Annotated in this window: 12 protein-coding genes; 4 read left to right on the top strand and 8 right to left on the bottom strand. The window is 70.3% G+C overall.

Going from position 1 to position 16,702, the window contains the following annotated elements; translation table 11 throughout:
• The first annotated feature begins 20 nt into the window (after positions 1-20).
• From M1L60_RS06500 to M1L60_RS06490, 3 genes are all read left to right on the top strand, one after another.
• Positions 21-2,258 (top strand): catalase, encoded by a 2,238-nt coding sequence (locus tag M1L60_RS06500; RefSeq protein ID WP_253236361.1) that lies wholly within the window; start codon positions 21-23, stop codon positions 2,256-2,258.
• Positions 2,259-2,332: 74 nt separating this feature from the next.
• Positions 2,333-2,797, top strand: a complete 465-nt coding sequence (locus tag M1L60_RS06495) for an MmcQ/YjbR family DNA-binding protein (protein ID WP_253236360.1) — start codon at positions 2,333-2,335, stop codon at positions 2,795-2,797.
• A gap of 280 nt (positions 2,798-3,077) precedes the next feature.
• The gene (locus M1L60_RS06490; RefSeq protein ID WP_253236359.1) at positions 3,078-4,532 is read left to right on the top strand and encodes a cellulase family glycosylhydrolase; all 1,455 of its coding nucleotides are present in this window, start codon (positions 3,078-3,080) and stop codon (positions 4,530-4,532) included.
• On the opposite strand, the gene M1L60_RS06485 is transcribed toward M1L60_RS06490, so the two are convergent.
• From M1L60_RS06485 to M1L60_RS06475, 3 genes are all read right to left on the bottom strand, one after another.
• Positions 4,529-5,269: a MerR family DNA-binding transcriptional regulator gene (locus M1L60_RS06485; protein WP_253236358.1), complete on the bottom strand. Its 741-nt coding sequence runs from the start codon at positions 5,267-5,269 to the stop codon at positions 4,529-4,531. The two genes, M1L60_RS06490 and M1L60_RS06485, sit on opposite strands and share 4 nt — an antisense overlap.
• 15 nt (positions 5,270-5,284) lie before the next feature.
• Positions 5,285-6,751 carry an alpha/beta hydrolase gene (locus tag M1L60_RS06480; protein ID WP_253236357.1) on the bottom strand — a complete coding sequence of 489 codons (1,467 nt, stop codon included), beginning with the start codon at positions 6,749-6,751 and terminating at the stop codon, positions 5,285-5,287.
• Positions 6,752-6,864: 113 nt separating this feature from the next.
• A complete protein-coding gene (locus M1L60_RS06475; protein WP_253236356.1) occupies positions 6,865-10,011 on the bottom strand; it encodes a LamG-like jellyroll fold domain-containing protein in 3,147 nt (1,048 codons plus the stop codon).
• Between the two features lie 142 nt (positions 10,012-10,153).
• Between M1L60_RS06475 and aat the strand changes: the two genes are divergently transcribed.
• Complete coding sequence (gene aat, locus M1L60_RS06470) at positions 10,154-10,849, top strand: leucyl/phenylalanyl-tRNA--protein transferase (RefSeq protein ID WP_253236355.1); 696 nt, start codon at positions 10,154-10,156, stop codon at positions 10,847-10,849.
• Positions 10,850-11,053: 204 nt separating this feature from the next.
• On the opposite strand, the gene M1L60_RS06465 is transcribed toward aat, so the two are convergent.
• The 5 genes from M1L60_RS06465 to M1L60_RS06445 all read right to left on the bottom strand — a co-directional run bounded on the left by M1L60_RS06465 (position 11,054) and on the right by M1L60_RS06445 (position 16,702).
• Positions 11,054-11,818, bottom strand: coding sequence for a hypothetical protein (locus tag M1L60_RS06465; RefSeq protein ID WP_253236354.1), 765 nt, complete (start codon positions 11,816-11,818; stop codon positions 11,054-11,056).
• 184 nt (positions 11,819-12,002) lie between these two features.
• Entirely contained in the window at positions 12,003-12,707 is a 705-nt protein-coding gene (locus tag M1L60_RS06460) for a carbon-nitrogen hydrolase family protein (RefSeq protein WP_253236353.1), read from the bottom strand.
• Positions 12,704-13,468, bottom strand: coding sequence for a DUF5984 family protein (locus tag M1L60_RS06455; RefSeq protein WP_253236352.1), 765 nt, complete (start codon positions 13,466-13,468; stop codon positions 12,704-12,706). Before M1L60_RS06455 ends, M1L60_RS06460 begins: the two co-directional genes overlap by 4 nt.
• A gap of 4 nt (positions 13,469-13,472) precedes the next feature.
• Positions 13,473-14,588 (bottom strand): flavin-containing monooxygenase, encoded by a 1,116-nt coding sequence (locus M1L60_RS06450; protein ID WP_253236351.1) that lies wholly within the window; start codon positions 14,586-14,588, stop codon positions 13,473-13,475.
• Between the two features lie 47 nt (positions 14,589-14,635).
• Positions 14,636-16,702, bottom strand: coding sequence for an alpha-galactosidase (locus tag M1L60_RS06445; protein WP_253236350.1), 2,067 nt, complete (start codon positions 16,700-16,702; stop codon positions 14,636-14,638).

Below are 16,702 nucleotides of genomic sequence, written 5' to 3'. Positions count from 1 at the left end.
TACTGAGGAGTTGTTCCGACATGAGTGCCAGCAAGCCCGTCAAGAAGATCAAGGAAGCTGTCGAGAAGGTGGCGCACGGCGACCGCATCCCGGGCTCGCCGGGCAGCGGCACGCCGACCCTGAAAGAGCCCACCGAACCGGTCGAGCCGTTACCGCCCAAGAGCGAGCAGGACGCGCCCGAGACCGTGACGCCGACCGGCGCCGAGACCGGGGCGCCCAAGGTCAGCAAGAGCCAGCAGGGCGCCTATCTGACCACGTCGCAAGGTGCGCGGCTGCGCGACACCGACCACTCGCTCAAGGCGGGTCCGCGCGGGCCGATCCTGCTGCAGGACCACCATTTCCGCGAGAAGATCTCGCACTTCGACCACGAGCGGATTCCCGAGCGGGTCGTGCACGCCCGGGGCGCCGGCGCCCACGGGACCTTCACCGCGTACGGAACTGCTTCTGAGATCACGAAGGCCGGGTTCCTGGCCAAGGGCAAAGAGACCCAGGTCTTCGTACGATTTTCGACCGTCCTCGGTTCCCGCGGTTCGGCCGACACCGTGCGCGACACCCGCGGTTTCGCCACCAAGTTCTACACCGACGAGGGCACGTTCGACCTGATCGGCAACAACATCCCGGTGTTCTTCATCCAGGACGCGATCAAGTTCCCGGACATCATCCACGCCGGCAAGTGGCACCCGGACCGCGAGATCCCGCAGGCGCAGAGCGCGCACGACACGTTCTGGGACTTCGTCTCGCTGCACACCGAGGCCCAGCACCACACCATCTGGAACATGTCCGACCGCGGCATCCCCCGCTCGTACCGGCACATGGAGGGTTTCGGGGTCCACACCTTCCGGCTGATCAACGAGGCCGGCGAGACCGTCCTGGCCAAGTTCCACTGGAAGCCCAAGCTGGGCGTGCACTCCCTGGACTGGGAGGAGGCGCAGATCGCGGGCGGTGTCGACCCCGACTTCCACCGACGCGACCTGTACGACTCGATCGAGGCCGGCGCCTTCCCCGAATGGGAGCTGGGCCTGCAGGTCTTCCCCGACACCGAGGACGAGACGTTCGCCGGGATCGACCTGCTCGACCCGACCAAGATCGTGCCCGAGGAGCTGGCGCCGGTGCAGCCGGTCGGCAAGATGGTGCTCAACGGGGTGCCGACCAACTTCCACGCCGAGGTCGAGCAGGTCGCGTTCGTCCTCGGGCACCTGCCGCCCGGCATCGACGTCACGAATGACCCGCTGCTGCAGGGGCGACTCTTCTCGTACTTGGACACGCAGTTGACCCGGCTCGGCGGCCCCAACCACTCGCAGATCCCGATCAACCGGCCGCACGCGCCGGTCAACGACATGCTGCGCGACGGCTTCCACCAGCATGCGGTGCACGGCGGCGTGGCCCCGTACCGACCGAACTCGCTCGACGCCGGCAACCCGTTCACCACCGACACCGGCTTCGTCGACACGCCCGTACGGGTGGCCGAGTCGACCAAGGTGCGCGAGAACCCGGTCTCGTTCGACGACCACTACAGCCAGGTGCGGCTGTTCTGGCAGAGCATGAGCCCGGTCGAGAAGGAGCACATCGTCCGGGCCTACACGTTCGAGCTGGCCAAGTGCTACGAGCAGGTCATCAAGGAACGTCAGGTGCAGTGCCTGGCCAACATCGATCCGGTGCTGTGCGAGCAGGTGGCCACCGGCCTCGGCCTGCCCGTGCCCAAGCCCACGGTGAAGTTCGAGGCCGAGGTCGAGCCCAGCCCCGTCCTGTCCCAGATCGGCGGCGAGTGGCCCGCCGACGGCCGCCTGATCGGCATCGTGGTCGACCCGGCAGCGGGCCTCGACGGCGTGGACGAGGTCCGCGCGGCGGTCTTCGCAGCCGGCATGGTGCCGCTGGTCATCGCCCCGCACGGCGGCGTGATCGACGGCGTCACGGTCCAGCGCACGTTCGCCACGGCCCGCTCCATCGAGTTCGACGCCATCCTGCTGGCGGGCGCGCCCGCACCGGCCCCCGACGCCCTGCCGGCCCGGGACGCCAAGGCCGGCACGCCGTCCTCCCCCGCGGTCGACCCCCGGGTCACCCTGCTGATCGAGGAGGCGTGGCGCCACGCCAAGGCCATCGGCGCCTGGGGCGCGGGCGTCACCGTCCTCGAGCAGACCGGCCTGGCCGGCACCCCCGGCGTGGTCACCGCCGACGCCGCCGCCACCGCCCTGACCGAACTCCAGCCCCTGCTGGCCAAACACCGCGTCTGGCAACGCTTCCCGGCCACGATCGCCTGATCCGCTTATGCGGCGGCGCCCGTCGGGGCGCCGCCGCATCACTTTTTGTCGGTGGGGGTCGCTATGGTCGGTCCGTGTCAGCCCCCGCGGACGTTCCGCCCGAGATTCTGGAGCCCCTCCGGGCGATCTGCGCCGCGCTGCCCGAGGCCTACGAGGAACCGGCCTGGATCGGCCTGCGCTGGCGAATCCGGAAACGGACGATCGCCCACGTGTACGTAGCGGATCCGGATCGTCAGCTCGACTACCCGCGGCACCTGGTCACCGACGAGCCGCCGACCTTGATGACCTTCCGAGTCCCCCTCGACGACCTGCTCGGCCTCACCAGCAGCGGCTTCCCGTTCTTCCGAGCCGGCTGGGGCCCCAACGTCGCCGGCGTCTTCCTGGGCAACCACACCGACTGGACCGAGATCGCCGAACTTCTCACCGACAGCTACTGCGAAATGGCCCCCAGGTCCCTGGCCGTGCGCTACCGCAACCTGGTCGACCGCCTCGGCTGCTCCCCCGACCCCGAGGCACCCGGAAGTAGCCGGCTGAGCTAGGCGCTTCGTCAGTCGGCGGCGGTCCCCACCGGCAACGGTTCGCCGATCAGGTCGTCGAGCACCAGCGCGAAACAGGCTCGGCGCCCAACGTCGTGGCAGTGCCGGCTGAGTGGCGCCTCAGGTGTCGACCGGGCGAGCTGAGGAGCCGGGGGCTGCGCTTGGCACACGTGAGCCGTTGTTCACCCGGAGGGGCGGAACTTACCGTCGTCAATAGATGTCCATCGGCATCCATCGACACCATGGCGGTGTTCTTCCCCACCTCGTGAAGGCTGGGTTCCGCATGCGCAAAATTCGCTCACGCGCCCTTGTTCTGACCGTTCTTCTGCTGCTCAGCACGGTTGTATCGGCCCGGCCGGCGTACGCCTCAGCACCCACTCTGGCCAGCCGGATGGCTGATGTTCTGAGTGCCAAGACGATCAACTATTACCCGTCGAATGCGGGGTGGACGGCGATGTGGACCAGCTTCGACGCTGTGCGCATCGATGCTGATCTCGGTCGGGCAGCCGCGCTCGGGGCGGACACCGTGCGCGTGATTGTCTTTCCCCAGACGTTCGGTTATCCCGAGACGACGGCCGGGTACGCGGCCAAGCTCGAGCAGTTCATCGACATCGCCGAGGACAACGGGCTCTACGTCAAGCTGACTCTGTTCGACTGGTGGTCGAACTATTCCGATGTAGACAACAGCGTTATCTGGGCCCTCGATCTGCTGTGGCCCTACGTGGACGATCCGCGCGTGATCGCTGTCGAGCTCAAGAACGAGATTCCGGTGAGCAACGCGGCCGCGATCGACTGGGCCCGCGAGCTGATCCCGGCCATCCGGGCCACCGCTCCCACGATGCCGTTGACCCTCACCGTGGACGGGACGAGCGGCGCCACCGGCATGGCCACTCTCAAGTCCCAGCTGAGCACCACGCCGCTCGACTACTACGACTTCCACTTCTACGGGCCGTCGGAGCGGTCGCTGGCCGAGATCCGCCGCGCGCAGAACGCCGTCACCCCGTCGCCCGTGATCATCGGCGAGACCGGGCTCAGCACCCTGTCGTCCACCGAGGGCGAGCAGGCCGCCTACCTGGCCCGGGTCTTCCGCGGAGCTCGGGTGGCCGGCGTCGACTCGGTGGCGCCGTGGATCCTCAACGACTTCTCGCCCGGGGCCATCCCGTCCAACTCGTCGGTCTCGACCCAGCCCGCCCAGTACAAGTTCGGCCTGCTCCGCACGGACACGACGGCCAAGCCCGGCGCGTCCGTGGCCGGCGCCGGGTGGACGGGCGGGACCATCGGGAACAGCGTCCTCAACCTAGGGTTCGAGGCGGCCGCGGCCGATTCGCCGTGGCGGGCGTACCTGCCTCAGGCCGGCGCGGCCGTCGTCACGGCCGAGACGGCTCGTACGGGTAGTCAGTCGGCCCGGTTCTCCGGCACCACCCGCACCTCGAGCGGGCTACCCTCCCTGCTCACCTCGCCCGTCACGCCCGTGCAGGCCGGGGTCGCGTGGCACGCCGAGGCCTACGCCAAGGGCACCGCGGCCACCGGGATCACCGAGGTCGCGCTGAGCTGGTTCGACGTCAACGGCGCGTGGATCAGCCAGAACACCTCGAACCGCCTGCCCACCGGCACGACCGGCTGGACGAAGCTTTCCGTGGACGCCACCGCCCCCACCGGCGCCGCGAGCGTCCAGCTGCACCTGAAGTCGGGCGACAACACCGGCAGCGTCTGGTACGACGACGTGGCGCTGACCTAGCGCGTCTCGTCCGGGTAGTTGATGGCGTACGCACGCTGCAGGACGTCGATCTGGGCCGGGTTGAACAGTTCGACGATGGCGCGCAGCAGCACCGGCTGGGTGCGGGGGTCGCCGCCCGCCCGCACCTTGTCGACCGCCTCGGTCACGAGCGGATGCCGCTCCGCATGGCGGCGGATCTCGGGCGCGTACCGCTCGGCCAGGTGCTGCCGCACGTCGTCGGTCGCGTCCTCGGGCAGGGCCTCGAACTCGGCGGCGACCTCGGTCGGAGGCTCGGCGGCCGCCGCCCGCATCAGGTCGAGCACCTCGGGCTCGAAGATGCGGGAGGTGAGCAGCATGAACGTCCGGTCGAGGGCGGACAGGCCCGATTCGTGGACCTCGAGGCCGGGCGGCGCGTCGATCAGCTCGGGGTGGCGCAGGATCGTCGCCACCTCGGCCCGCATCCGCTGCTGGCGGTCGATGCTCGCGGCCAGCTCGGCATCGAGGGCGCGGAGGGTCCGCTCCGCGCCCTCGGGCGACTCCTGCATGGTGGCGATGTCGGACAGCGCCACCCCCAGGTCGACCAGCCGCCGGATCCGCATCAGCTGGATCAGGTGCTTGATGCCGTACTGCTTGTAGCCGTTGGCCGACCGGCCGGGCTCCTCGAGCAGGCCGATGCGGTGGTAGTGCCGCACCGTCTTCAGCGTCGTGCCGGCGAACTCGGCGATCTCCCGAGTGCTCCAGCCACCCTTCATCCGCATGCGGCCATTCTCCCGTCAGCAGGTCGTGTCGCGCGCCGGCATCGTGCCGTCGACCAGGTACGACGTGGTCAGGTTGAGGGCGCAGGCGTTGCCCCCGAGAACGTAGACGCCGTGGCCGCTGTCCTCGGCGGTCACCAGCGTGGCCCGCTGGCCGTACTTCTGGCGCAGCAGCTTGGCGTTGATCTCGGGCGTCACCGGGTCGCGCCGGTTCTGGATCAGCAGCACCTCGCCCTTCGCCTTCTTGTCGATCTTCACCGGTTCGGCCGCCTCGTGCTTCCAGTACGCGCACGGGATGATGTTGGCGGCGGCCGCGCCGAACATCGGGTAGCGCTTCCGGTCCTCGGCGACGGCCTTCCGATAGGTCGCCACGTCCTCCGGCCATTCGACGTCGTTGCAGGTGACGGCCAGGAACACGGTCAGCGCCTGGTCGTTGGCCTGCGCCGCATCGGTGGCCGGCGGGGGCGGGGTGTCACCGGGGCTCAGCAGCGTCTGCCAGGTCCGGGCCAGCGCGCCGTACTGGACGTCCCCGTACAGGTGGACGAAGGTGAGATACCGGAAGACCGCACCGGTGGTCCCGTCCGCGGCCGGGGTCCGGTCGAGCCGCTCGGCCAGGGCGAAGTACGTCTTGCGGACCTGGGCCGGCGTACGCCCGAGGCCGTAGGAAGCGTGCCGTTCGGCCGCCCACCGCGCGAAGTCCGGGAACGTGTCCTCGACCCCGCGGGCGAACCGGCGCAGACCGTCGCGGTCGAGGTGGGTGCCGGCCAGGTTGCTGTCGAGCACGATGCGGTCGGTGCTGTCCGGGAACAGAGACACGTAGGCCGAGCCCAGCGCCGAACCGTAGGAAGCGCCGTAGAAGCTGGCCTTCTTCTCGCCGAGCGCGGCCCGGATGCTGTCCAGGTCGCGGGCCATGTTCGCGGTCGTCAGGTGACGCAGCCGGTCGTCCTTGTCGGTCGCGGCGCACCGCTCGGCCACGGCCTGGGCGATCTTGGCCTGCGCGCTGACGGCCTGGTCGTCCGGCGCGTACGGCGGCACGTTGGCCCAGTAGCCCAGGTCCTCGGTCAGGCCGCAGCTCATCGGCGTCGAATGCCCGACGCCGCGGGTGTCCATGCCGATCAGGTCGTACGTGTCCATGACGCTCGCGGGCAGGCCCTTGCCGGCCAGGAACGCGGGCTGGTCGAGCCCGGTGCCACCCGGACCGCCCGGGTTGAACATCAGGATGCCGCGCCGCTTCTCGGGCTTGGTGCTGGCGATCCGCGACACCATCAACTCGATCCGGGTGCCGTCCGGGTCGCTGTAGTCGAGCGGCACGGGCACGGTCGCGCACTCCGCGGTGAGCGGCGCGGTCACCACATCGGCCGGGCACGCGGCCCATTTCAGCCCGGCCGCCGGCGCGGGTTCGCCCGCGCCCGCCGGCATCACCGCGATCAGCGCACCGATCAGGCCGAGCACGCCCACCAGGGCAGCGCTGCGCCGTCGTTTCATTTTCGCCTCCGTCATCCGGTCTGTTGTCGCGGTCCGAAAACAGGAGACGCTGTGCCCTCGGGGCACAGTCAAGGGCCCACCCCGAAACTCGGAATGGGCCCTCGAGTGAACCGTCAGGCGGCGTAGAGAGCAGCCACCTCTGCGTCCGTCAGGGCGCGGTTGTAGGCGTGGACCTCGTCGACCGCGCCCGACCAGAAGTCGGTCGGGTTGCCGGCGTACTTGGCTCGGCCGACCGAGAACGGGCCGGTGCTGATCACGTCGGGGCCGGCCGGGACGGCGGCGGCACGGACGCCGTCGACGTAGAGCCGGGCCTCGCCGGTGGCGTGATCGCGCACGCCGACCAGGTGGTACCAGCGGTTGAGCTCGGGCGTGACCACCTGCCGGGCCCGGTTGCCGCCGGGCGTGCTGAACGCGAAGGCGCCCTGCCCGTACTGCAGGTAGAACGGGTTCTCGCGAGCCCGCCCGTCCTGGCTGACCGCGCTGGCGTAGTTGCCGGGCAGCTCGTCCAGGGTCACCCAGGCCGCCACCGTGTAGTCCTTCGTGGTGTCGAGCACGGGCGCCGCGGTGCCGGCCGCGTCGCCGTCACCGTCGAACTTCAGACCCTTTCCCTGTACGCCGTCCGTCCACGCGGTGTCGCCCGTGAGCGTCAAGTCAGGGCCGCCGGCTGAAGAGTGAGCGGTCGTGCCGCTCCCCTCGTCGAGACTCCAGTCGCCGCGCCCGGGGAAAGTCGCATCCGACGCCGCGTCGGCTCCGGCCTCGATGATGGCCGCGTTGATCTCGCGTACGGGACCGGGGTTGACCTTGATCTCGCGCCGGTCGTACGTCCAGAGCCCGTTGAGCTCGGTCTCGAGGTCGGTGATCTGCGTGTAGACCGAACCGGAGAGCTCCGCGCCGGCCGCCTCGCGATAGAAGCGGTCGGTGTTGTCGACGTACTTGGCGGTCAGCGCGGCCTTGTCAGCCACACCGCTGTAGATGACGGCGGGCGGCCCGGGCCACATGTGACCGGGCGTCCGCAGGGTGAAACCGCCGTGTTCGCCGTCCATCGCGATGCGCGTGGCATCCGGGTAGGCCGGGTCGTTGTTGACGTAGTCGTGGTGGTCGATCACGTCGCCCCGGCCGCTGTCGCCCTTCGAGGCACAGCAGTTGACACCGCTGTGGGCGTTGAGGATGCGCGACGGGTCGGCCGCCTTCATCTCGTCGGCGATGCGCCCGGTGGCGGCCCGGTCCCACTCGCCCCAGCCCTCGTTGAAGACGACCCAGCCGATGATCGACGGGTAGCTGTGCAGCTGCTTCATCGTCTCGCGGCCCTGGCTGAGGAACGCCTCCTGGCCGGCCGTCGAGTTGATGTCGGCCGACACGAAGTCCTGCCAGACCAGCAGGCCCAGCTCGTCGGCGTGCCGGTACCAGCGGGCCGACTCGACCTTGATGTGCTTGCGGACCGCGTTGAAGCCGAGCTTCTTCGTCTCGACCAGGTCGAACCGGAGCGCGGCGTCGCTGGGCTGGGTGTAGAGGCCGTCGGGCCAGAAGCCCTGGTCGAGCGTGGCCAGCGAGAAGATCGGCTGGCCGTTGAGCGCCAGCTTGGGGAAGCCGCCGACGTTCTTGACCTCGACCGTGCGCAGGCCGAAGTAACTGCGTACGGCGTCATCGCCCTGTCTGATGTCGAGGTCGTAGAGGTAGGGGTTGTCCGGGCTCCACAGCTGCGGCTTGTCGATCTTCAACGTCAGCGGGGTGTTGGGCGCACCCGAGATTGTGCCGACCTTTTTGCCCTTTTTGTCGAGCGCGACAGCGGTGATCTTCGCGGGTGACGTGGAGCTGACCTGGACGGTGACGGAATTGAGCGTCGGTGTGGTGACAACGGCGTCGATGCCACCCGCGACCACCGGCTCCATCCACACGGTCTGCCAGATGCCCGACGAAGGCTCGTACACGATGCCGCCGGGGTTCAGGGACTGCTTGCCCTTGGGCTGGTTGGGCCCGGTCACGTCGGTCACGGCGACGACGATCTCTTGCGGGCCGCTGCGCTTGAGCGCGTCGGTGATGTCGGCCGTGAACGCGTTGTAGCCGCCGGTGTGCTCGGTGGCCAGCTTGCCGTTGACCCAGACCTTGGCCTGGTAGTCGACCGCGCCGAAGTTCAGCTTGATCCGCTTGTTCCGCCAGCCGGCGGGCACGGCGACGAGCTTGCGATAGAACATGTGGTCCTCGCGCCGCTCGATCCCGGACAGCTGCGACTCGACCGGGAACGGCACCGTGATCTTCTCGGCCAGCTTCTGACCGAAGACCGGCTGCTCACCCGCCTCGGCCGAAGCGAACTCCCACTGGCCGTTGAGGTTCAACCAGTCCTGGCGTACGAGTTGAGGCCGCGGATATTCCGGCAACGGGCGCTGCGGGTCGACCCTGTCACCCCACGGCGTGGTCAGACGGTGCGTGGAGTTGTTGGCGGCCGAGCGGATGACCTGCGGCACCGTCTCGCCCCCGACGACCAGCCCACCGGCGCCGTCGTAGCTGACCCGCACCTTCTGGTTCTTCTGCACGGTCGCGCCGAGCTTGACCACGATCCTCTTGCCGTCGCGCCGCACCGACCTGATCGGGAACGGCGTGGTGTCGACCTCGACCGTCAGGTGTTGCGCGGTCTCAGCCACCGCTTCCACGCGAGCGTCGAACTCGCCGGTCAGCGTCGTGCCGGCCCGATCGACGGCGAACGCGACCGGGAACACCTGGAAGCCGTCGGGCGGGGTGAACGCCGACTCGGGCACGATCTGCTTGCTCAGGCCGGCGCCGGCCCACCGCAGGTACAGATTCGCGCCGCCCACGTCCTGGAACATCTCGATGCGTACGGTGTGGGCCTCCCCCGCGACCAGCCGCACCGGCGCGGCCGTCTGCTCGACGTCCCAGTCGCCGACCCAGTGGTCGATCACCGGCTGGTCGTCGAGGTAGAAGCGGAAGCCGTTGTCGCCGATCATCGAGAACGTGTAGTCGCCGGTGGCCGGGGCGGTCAGCTTGCCGGTCCAGCGGGCCGTCGTGTGCTCGGTGCGCCCGGTCAGCGACTCGAACGTGCCGGCCAGGCCGGGCAGGTCGATGTTGGGATCGAGCGACACCCCGCCCAGTTCCGCGAAGTCGCGGGCGCCGGGGGCGGACATGCGGAAGTACTCACCCTTGAGACCGTGCACGGTCACCGCGGCCTGCGCGGCGGTGGGAACGGCGAGGACGGAGACGACCAGGAGCAGTGCGAGGAGTAACGGACGGAGGGGAGATCGCGGCATCGAGTGTTTCCCTTCGATCATGCGTTGCGACCACATTCAGGCATTTACATGTGTGATGTCAACAGAATGGAACAGGTACCGACATTTTCGCCAACCGGGTGTGCCCGGCCGGACCCACGCGGGGCCGGGGTACGCTCCCGGTGTGATCGGGCTCGAGCTGCGCCGGGCGCGCCAGGCCGCCGGCTTCCCGCCCGTCGAGAAGGCCGACGAGGACGGGTTGCTCGCGGTGGGCGGCGACCTCAGCCCCGAGCGATTGCTCATCGCGTACGCGAACGGGATCTTCCCCTGGCCCAGCAAGCGCACCCCGCTGCTGCCGTGGTTCTGCCCCAGCCCGCGTACGGTCCTGATCCCCGGCCGGATCTCGGTGAGCCGCAGCAACCGGAAAATCATGCGCCGCGCCCCGTTCACGATGACCTACGACCGCGCGTTCCCGGCCGTGATCGCGGCCTGCGCCACCGTCCCCCGCCACGACGGCGGCACCTGGATCACGGATGCCATGGTGCAGGGCTACATCCGCCTGCACGAGCTGGGCTTCGCCCACTCGGTCGAGGCCTGGAACGGCGACCGGCTGGTCGGCGGCCTCTACGGCGTCTCGCTGGGCGCCGCCTTCTTCGGCGAGTCGATGTTCCGGCTCGAGTCCGAGGCGTCCAAGGTCGCGCTGCTCACCCTGCTCGACCAGCTGGCCGCCTGGAACTTCCACTTCGTCGACTGCCAGATGATGACCCCGCACGTCCAGCGGCTGGGCGCCCTCGACTGGGAGATGGACCACTTCCAGTCCGAACTGGAACGCGCCCTCGGCCAGGAAACCCGCCGCGGCCCCTGGGCACCCACTGTTTAGTGGGTACCGGCCGGCGGCCGCGGGGTTCGGTCAGGCTTGCTCGGCAAGCTTCTTCAGGCGGCGGTGACCCAGTCCGACAGGGGCGCGAGCACCTCGGACAGCTCACGGCCGAAAAAAGTCAGGGTGTACCGCCGAGGCCAACAGCATAGAGAGCACCGTGACGCGTGCCGCCGAGAGCCAGGCCCGCCGTGTCATCGAGAGCGGCTACGGCGCCGACGGCTTCCTGCGCATCACCGAACTGCTCGCCGGGACGGTGACGGCGCCGGTGGTGAGGAAGTAGGGCGACGGCACCGCGAGACGCCGGGCGGTCGCCCACCGCCGCCGGGCGGCGTGGCGCCACGAGCCCACGTCGTGGGTGCCGGTGAGGAACACGAGCCGCCGCCCGTCGGCCAGCGGGACGACCGAGGGGCCGCAGACCTCGCGGGCCATCCACGACGGGGTGCCGGGCGCGTCGGTGTCGAGCACCCGCTCGGGTGGCGACCAGGCCGCGCGGTCCGGTGACGGCGTCGCGCAGCGGGTCACCCACAGGCCCTGGCCGGGGTAGGGCCTGGTGCCGTGCAGGTTGGTGCCGCGGGCCAGGATCATCTCCCAGCCGTGCGGAGCCGGGTGGACAGCGTTGTCGAACCAGCCCTCGGCCGCGGTGGAGAACCGGCGGGGTGGCTCCCACCGCAGGCCGTCGGCGCTGTCGGACACGTGCAGTTCGAAGTCGGGCTGCTCACCCGGGCCGACCTCGTGCGGGGTGGCCAGGAACCACATCCGGTAGCCGCTGTCGACCGGGATGACGAGTGGTTCGAGCACGCTCGGGCGGCCCGGCCACCCCCGCAGTACCGGCGTTCCGCGCCGCGCCCACTCTCCTTGCGGGCCCTGGGTCAGGACGCCGATCGAGTACTCGCTGCCCTCGCCGTAGTGCCGGACGCCGGCGCGCCCCGCGTAGTAGATGCGAGCTCCGAGTTCCCCATGCGGTGGCACATAGCTGGGGGTCGTCGATCCGATGCACGTCGGGATCGCTCAGCCCGAGGACGCCGCAGGGCATCCGAGCGCCGAGCATGTCCCAGATCGGCGACCCGGGCTCGGCGGTGACCGGCATGATGACCCCCCAGGTGAGCGCGCGGCAGCGCGGACTCCCCTGAGCGCCAGGTAGGTCACGACCAGACTAGCGGGTGGCGCGGGGGTCGTCGGGGGCCAGATACTGGTCGTACAGCCCGCTTCGGGCCGTTCGGCGCCATTGGCGGGCATGGTTCTCGACCGGGACGACCAGGTCGGCGGTGACGAGGGTCGTGCTGGGTTCGGGTGGGCAGCGGGTCAGCCAGTCGCCGTCAGGGGTGACCAGGCCGGACGGGGCGTTCGGGGCGTCCTGGGCGACACCGGCGTAGCTGACCCAGTAGCTGTTGGCGGCGGCCAGCGCCTGAGCCTGCAGCGCGAACGGCCCGTTGTTGACCGGCGTGCCCGGCCCGTGGGTCGAGAACAGCACGCAGTCGACGTCGAGGCGTTCGTACTCCAGGAAGATCTCGGGGTAGGCCGCCTCCATGCCCATGGCGCAGCCGTACCGTACGCCGTCGACAGTGAAGGTGACCGGGGCCGAGCCCGGCGTGTACATGTGGCTGACCTTGGTGTTCGACAGCATCCGCTCGTCGTAGCGGGTCGCGACCTCGCCGTCGTCGCCGATGACGTAAAGGCTCAGGTGCGGGCGGCGCGGCGGGGTCAGCGGGTGCAGCGAGCCGATCACCGTCCACAACCGCAGTTCGCGGGCCAGGTCGGCCACGGCTCGCAACTCGGTGGCAAGCGCGGCCGCATCCGGATCGGCCGTCCGGGCCAGCAGGAACCGCAGCGCGTCGCCGTGCTTGACCCAGGCTCTCACTCAGGTCCGACACGGGGCGCACCATACCGGGGCCACGCGGCGATCTCCTCGACGCCGGCCCGGACCGCGGCCCAATCGACCGTCCGCGGCTGGGCCAGACGCAGTTCCAGCCAGCGGCGACGTTGCTCGTGCTCGGCCCGCAGGTGTTTCAGGTTCAGGTCGACGCCGTCCGGCGGGCCGGTCCGCTCCAGCTCGGCCACCCGCTCCTCCATCGCCCCGACGAACCGCCGGTCGAAGTCGTCGACGGCGGCGAAGAGCTCCGCGGCCGGAACCTCGACCTCCAGGCGCGGCGGTCCGGCGAACGTCCCCCGGCGCGCCGGGGCGATCCGCTGGCTGAGCGTCACCGAGTCCCGGCGCCGCCAGCAACGCAACTCCGGCGCGTCCGTCAGATGTCCCACGTCGAGCGTGAGATCGCTCTGCAGGTCGAAGGCCGCGTCGACCGCGGGCCCGAAGTCGTCGTCGGGGAACTCACGCCGCCCGAACGAGCCGTCGACGAACGGGACGAGGTCGTCCGGCACCGGCTCCTGCAGGGCCCAGCGCAGCAGGATCAGGTCCTCCCACATGCGGGTGACGTAGTAGTCCGGGTACGGCCGCTCGAGATCCCAGCGGGCCACCGCCTCGTCCTGGTAGCGCAGGATCTCGTGGCCCTCGACGCTGATCCAGTACCAGCCGTCGCTCAGTCCGAACCAGTGCGGCGTCGGCCGGTCGCGGCCCCAGGGCGACACCTGGGACAGCGGCCGCAGCGCGAACTCGAACCTCAAGCGATCAGCGGGCGGCGATGGTGCGGGCCACGGCGCGGCCGTCGATGCCGGCCTGGCGGAGCATGCCGCCCAGGTTGACGTCGTAGCCGGTGAAGTACAGGCCGGGGCGAGCCGCGGGGCCGCCGTGGACGTGGGGCACGCCGGTCGGGTCGAACAGGGACGGGTCCTTGAACAGGTCGCGCAGGCCGGAGCCGTAGCCGGTGGCGGCGACGAGGGCGTCGGGCTCGATCGAGGAACCGTCGGCCAGCTGAACCGCCGTCCCGGTGAAGCTCTGCACGGCGGCGACCGGGCGTACGCGGCGGGCCAGCACGTCGCGGACGATGCCCACGTCCTGCAGGGGCACGTAGCGGGACGTGCGGAGCCGGGTGCCCAGGCCCACGGTGGGGCGGTTGATGCCGTACGGGCGCAGGTCGGGCACCTCGAGGCGGGCCATCGTGGCCGCCATCGGGTCGAACACGCGGGCCGGCAGGCGACCCAGCAGCAGGCCGTTCAGCTGGGCCGGCCAGCCCGCCACCGTGCGGCGCACGATGTGCGGGGGTGTGCGGATCGCGATCGAGACCGACGCCGCGCCGCCCTCGGCCAGGTCGGTGGCGATCTCGGCGCCGCTGTTGCCCACGCCCACCACCAGCACGTTCTGGCCGCGGAAGGGCTCGGCGTTGCGGTACTGGGCCGAGTGCACCAGCGTGCCCGTCCACTGCTCGCGGCCGGGCCATTCCGGCACCGCGGGCGTGTGGAGATAGCCGGTGGCCACGACAAGCTTCTCCGTGGTGTGCTCGCCGCCGCCCTCGAGCTTCAGCGACCAGCCGCCGTCGACCGGCACGATCCGCTGGACCGTCGTGCCCGTCCGCACATCAAGATCGAATTTCCCGGCGTACGCCTCCAGGTAGCGCACCAGGTCGTCCCGTCGCACCCACCGCCCGTACGCCCGGGGGATCGGCAGGCCGGGCAGCCCGGACAGCCGGCGCGTGGTGTGCAGGCGCAACCGGTCGTAGCGGCCGCGCCAGCTGGTGGCCACGCCCGGTCCCCGTTCGAGCACGACACTTTCCACGCCGCGGGTCTTGAGCTGGGCCGCCACGGCCAGACCGGCCGCGCCGGCCCCGAGGACTGTCACGTTCTGCACGCCGAGCAGCCTAGAGCGCCGCGCCCGCCGGGGAAACACGAAACTTTCTAGTATTTGGCCTCGACGGTGAAAATCTGCGCCTGCTCGGGCGTCAGCAGCGGCACCGGCAGGCCCACTTCGGCCAGGACGCGGCCGGGCAGCGTGACACTGCCGGCGGCCAGCCACGGGGGCGGGGCATCCTGCAACGTCCGCGGGGGTGAGCCCAGCACGAGCGGGCGCACGGTGTACCGCCGTACGGGATCGAGCCCGGGGAAACGGACCGGCGCCGGAACGGCCTCGCCGCCCGCGCGCAGACTGACCAACGCGTAGATGGCCGATTTCCGGTCCGAAGCGACAACACCGTGCACCGAACGGACAGGATCGTCGCCACTCGAGCGAACCGTGGTGCCGCCGTGCAACAACGCCCGCCGCTTCCTGTACTCGGCGACCCACTCGGCGATCACCGCCTGGTCGGCCGGCGTCGCGGTGGTCAGGTCCCACTCGATGCCGGCGTGGCCGAACAGCGAGGTGGCCAGGCGGAAGCTCAGATCGCCCTGGCGGCCGGTGATGTGGGCGGTGGGCGCGCCCACGTGCGAGCCGAGCAGTTCGGGCGGCATCAGAACGCTCGTCCAGCGCTGGATGTGCTGGCGTTCCAGGGCGTCGTTGGTGTCGGACGTCCAGAAACGGTCGACGAGATCGAGCACGCCGAGGTCGATGCGCGCACCGCCGGACGCGCAGCTCTCGATCTCGACGTCCGGGAACCGTTGCTTGAGCGAAGCGAGCAACCGGTAGAACGCTGTCGTCTGCCGGTGCGCCGAGCCCTCTTGGAGCACGTCGCGGTTGTGGTCCCACTTGATGAAGGCGATCGGATACTCGGTGAGCAGCGCCGCGATTCTGTCGCTGATGTGGTCGAACGCGGCCGGCACCGACAGGTCGAGCACCAACTGGTGCCGCCAGGTTGCCGCGTCCGGGCCGCCCAGGATCCAGTCGGGGTGCTCGCGGGCCAGCACCGAGTCGGGCGACACCATCTCGGGTTCGAGCCACAGCCCGAACTCCATGTCGCGCGAATGGACAGCTTCGATCAGTGGCGACAGTCCGTCCGGCCACCGGACCGGGTCGACCGTCCAGTCGCCGAGTGCGCGTTTGTCGTCGGTCCGGCCCAGGAACCAGCCGTCATCGAGCACGAAACGCTCCACTCCGGCCGCCGCGGCGGCGTCGACGAGCGGCATCAGACGCTCGAGTGACTGATCGAAGTAGACGGCTTCCCACGTGTTGAGCACCACCGGGCGTGGCTTGAGCGGCGCCCGGCGCGAACGGATCCATTCGTGCAATCGCGCGGACAACCCGTCGATGCCGTCGCCGGACCAGACCGCGACCGTCCAGGGCGTCTCGTACGACTCGCCGGGCGCGAGCCGCACCTCGCCCGGCGCGAGCAACTCCCCCGCGCCCAGCACCGTCGGCCCGAGCGTCGAGCGTTCCGCCCACAACTGCTTGTCGCCGCTCCAGGCCAGGTGCGTGGCCCACACTTCGCCCTCGTCGAACGTGAAGCCGGGCGTGCCGAGCATCATCAGGAACGGGTCGTCGTGACCGGGGCGGCCGTGGCGCGTCTCGCGGCTCCAGATCCCGGTGCGCAGCGGGTGGCGTTGCGCTTTCCGTTCGTACGCCCACAGCCCGGCGAAATCCACCAACTCGCACGCCCGCGTGGGCACGGGCAGCACCACGTTGAGCGAATTGACGTCGTACGACTGCTCGTTCGTGTTCGTCAGCCGGTGCCGCAGCCGCAGAACGCCCTGCGCGCTCAGCTCGATCTCGATCGCGACCTCGAGGCCGTCCGCGGCCAGCGAGACGAGCACGGAGCCCGGCGAAGGCCGATCGACCGACCGCGTACGGAAATGGCGGGCCGCGAAGGCGGGCCGGCCGCTCCAGCCGTCAGCCGCTGTGGGCAGCAGGGACAGCCGCGGCGCGGAGTCGAGCGAACTGGGCGGGACAGCCGGAACGGCGGACGAGACGAGCGCAGCCAGGTCGTCGTCGGCGAGGTCGCCGAGCGCGGCCCCCCAGTGCACGACCGAAGGCGGCTGCGGGCCGCGGGCGTCCAGCACGAAGCTGGTGCCCGCGGCCTGCAGGTGGATCAACAA

The organism is Paractinoplanes aksuensis, assembly GCF_024137025.1.
GTDB lineage: Bacteria > Actinomycetota > Actinomycetes > Mycobacteriales > Micromonosporaceae > Actinoplanes > Actinoplanes aksuensis.
This window is presented reverse-complemented; position numbering and strand designations above follow the sequence as displayed.

What these genes read in the sequence shown, in the direction of transcription:
- M1L60_RS06500 (WP_253236361.1), top strand. Translation starts at nt 21, where the DNA reads ATGAGTGCCAGCAAGCCCGTCAAGAAGATCAAGGAAGCTGTCGAGAAG.
- M1L60_RS06490 (WP_253236359.1), top strand. Translation starts at nt 3,078, where the DNA reads ATGCGCAAAATTCGCTCACGCGCCCTTGTTCTGACCGTTCTTCTGCTG.
- M1L60_RS06485 (WP_253236358.1), bottom strand. Translation starts at nt 5,269, where the DNA reads ATGCGGATGAAGGGTGGCTGGAGCACTCGGGAGATCGCCGAGTTCGCC.
- M1L60_RS06480 (WP_253236357.1), bottom strand. Translation starts at nt 6,751, where the DNA reads ATGAAACGACGGCGCAGCGCTGCCCTGGTGGGCGTGCTCGGCCTGATC.
- M1L60_RS06475 (WP_253236356.1), bottom strand. Translation starts at nt 10,011, where the DNA reads ATGCCGCGATCTCCCCTCCGTCCGTTACTCCTCGCACTGCTCCTGGTC.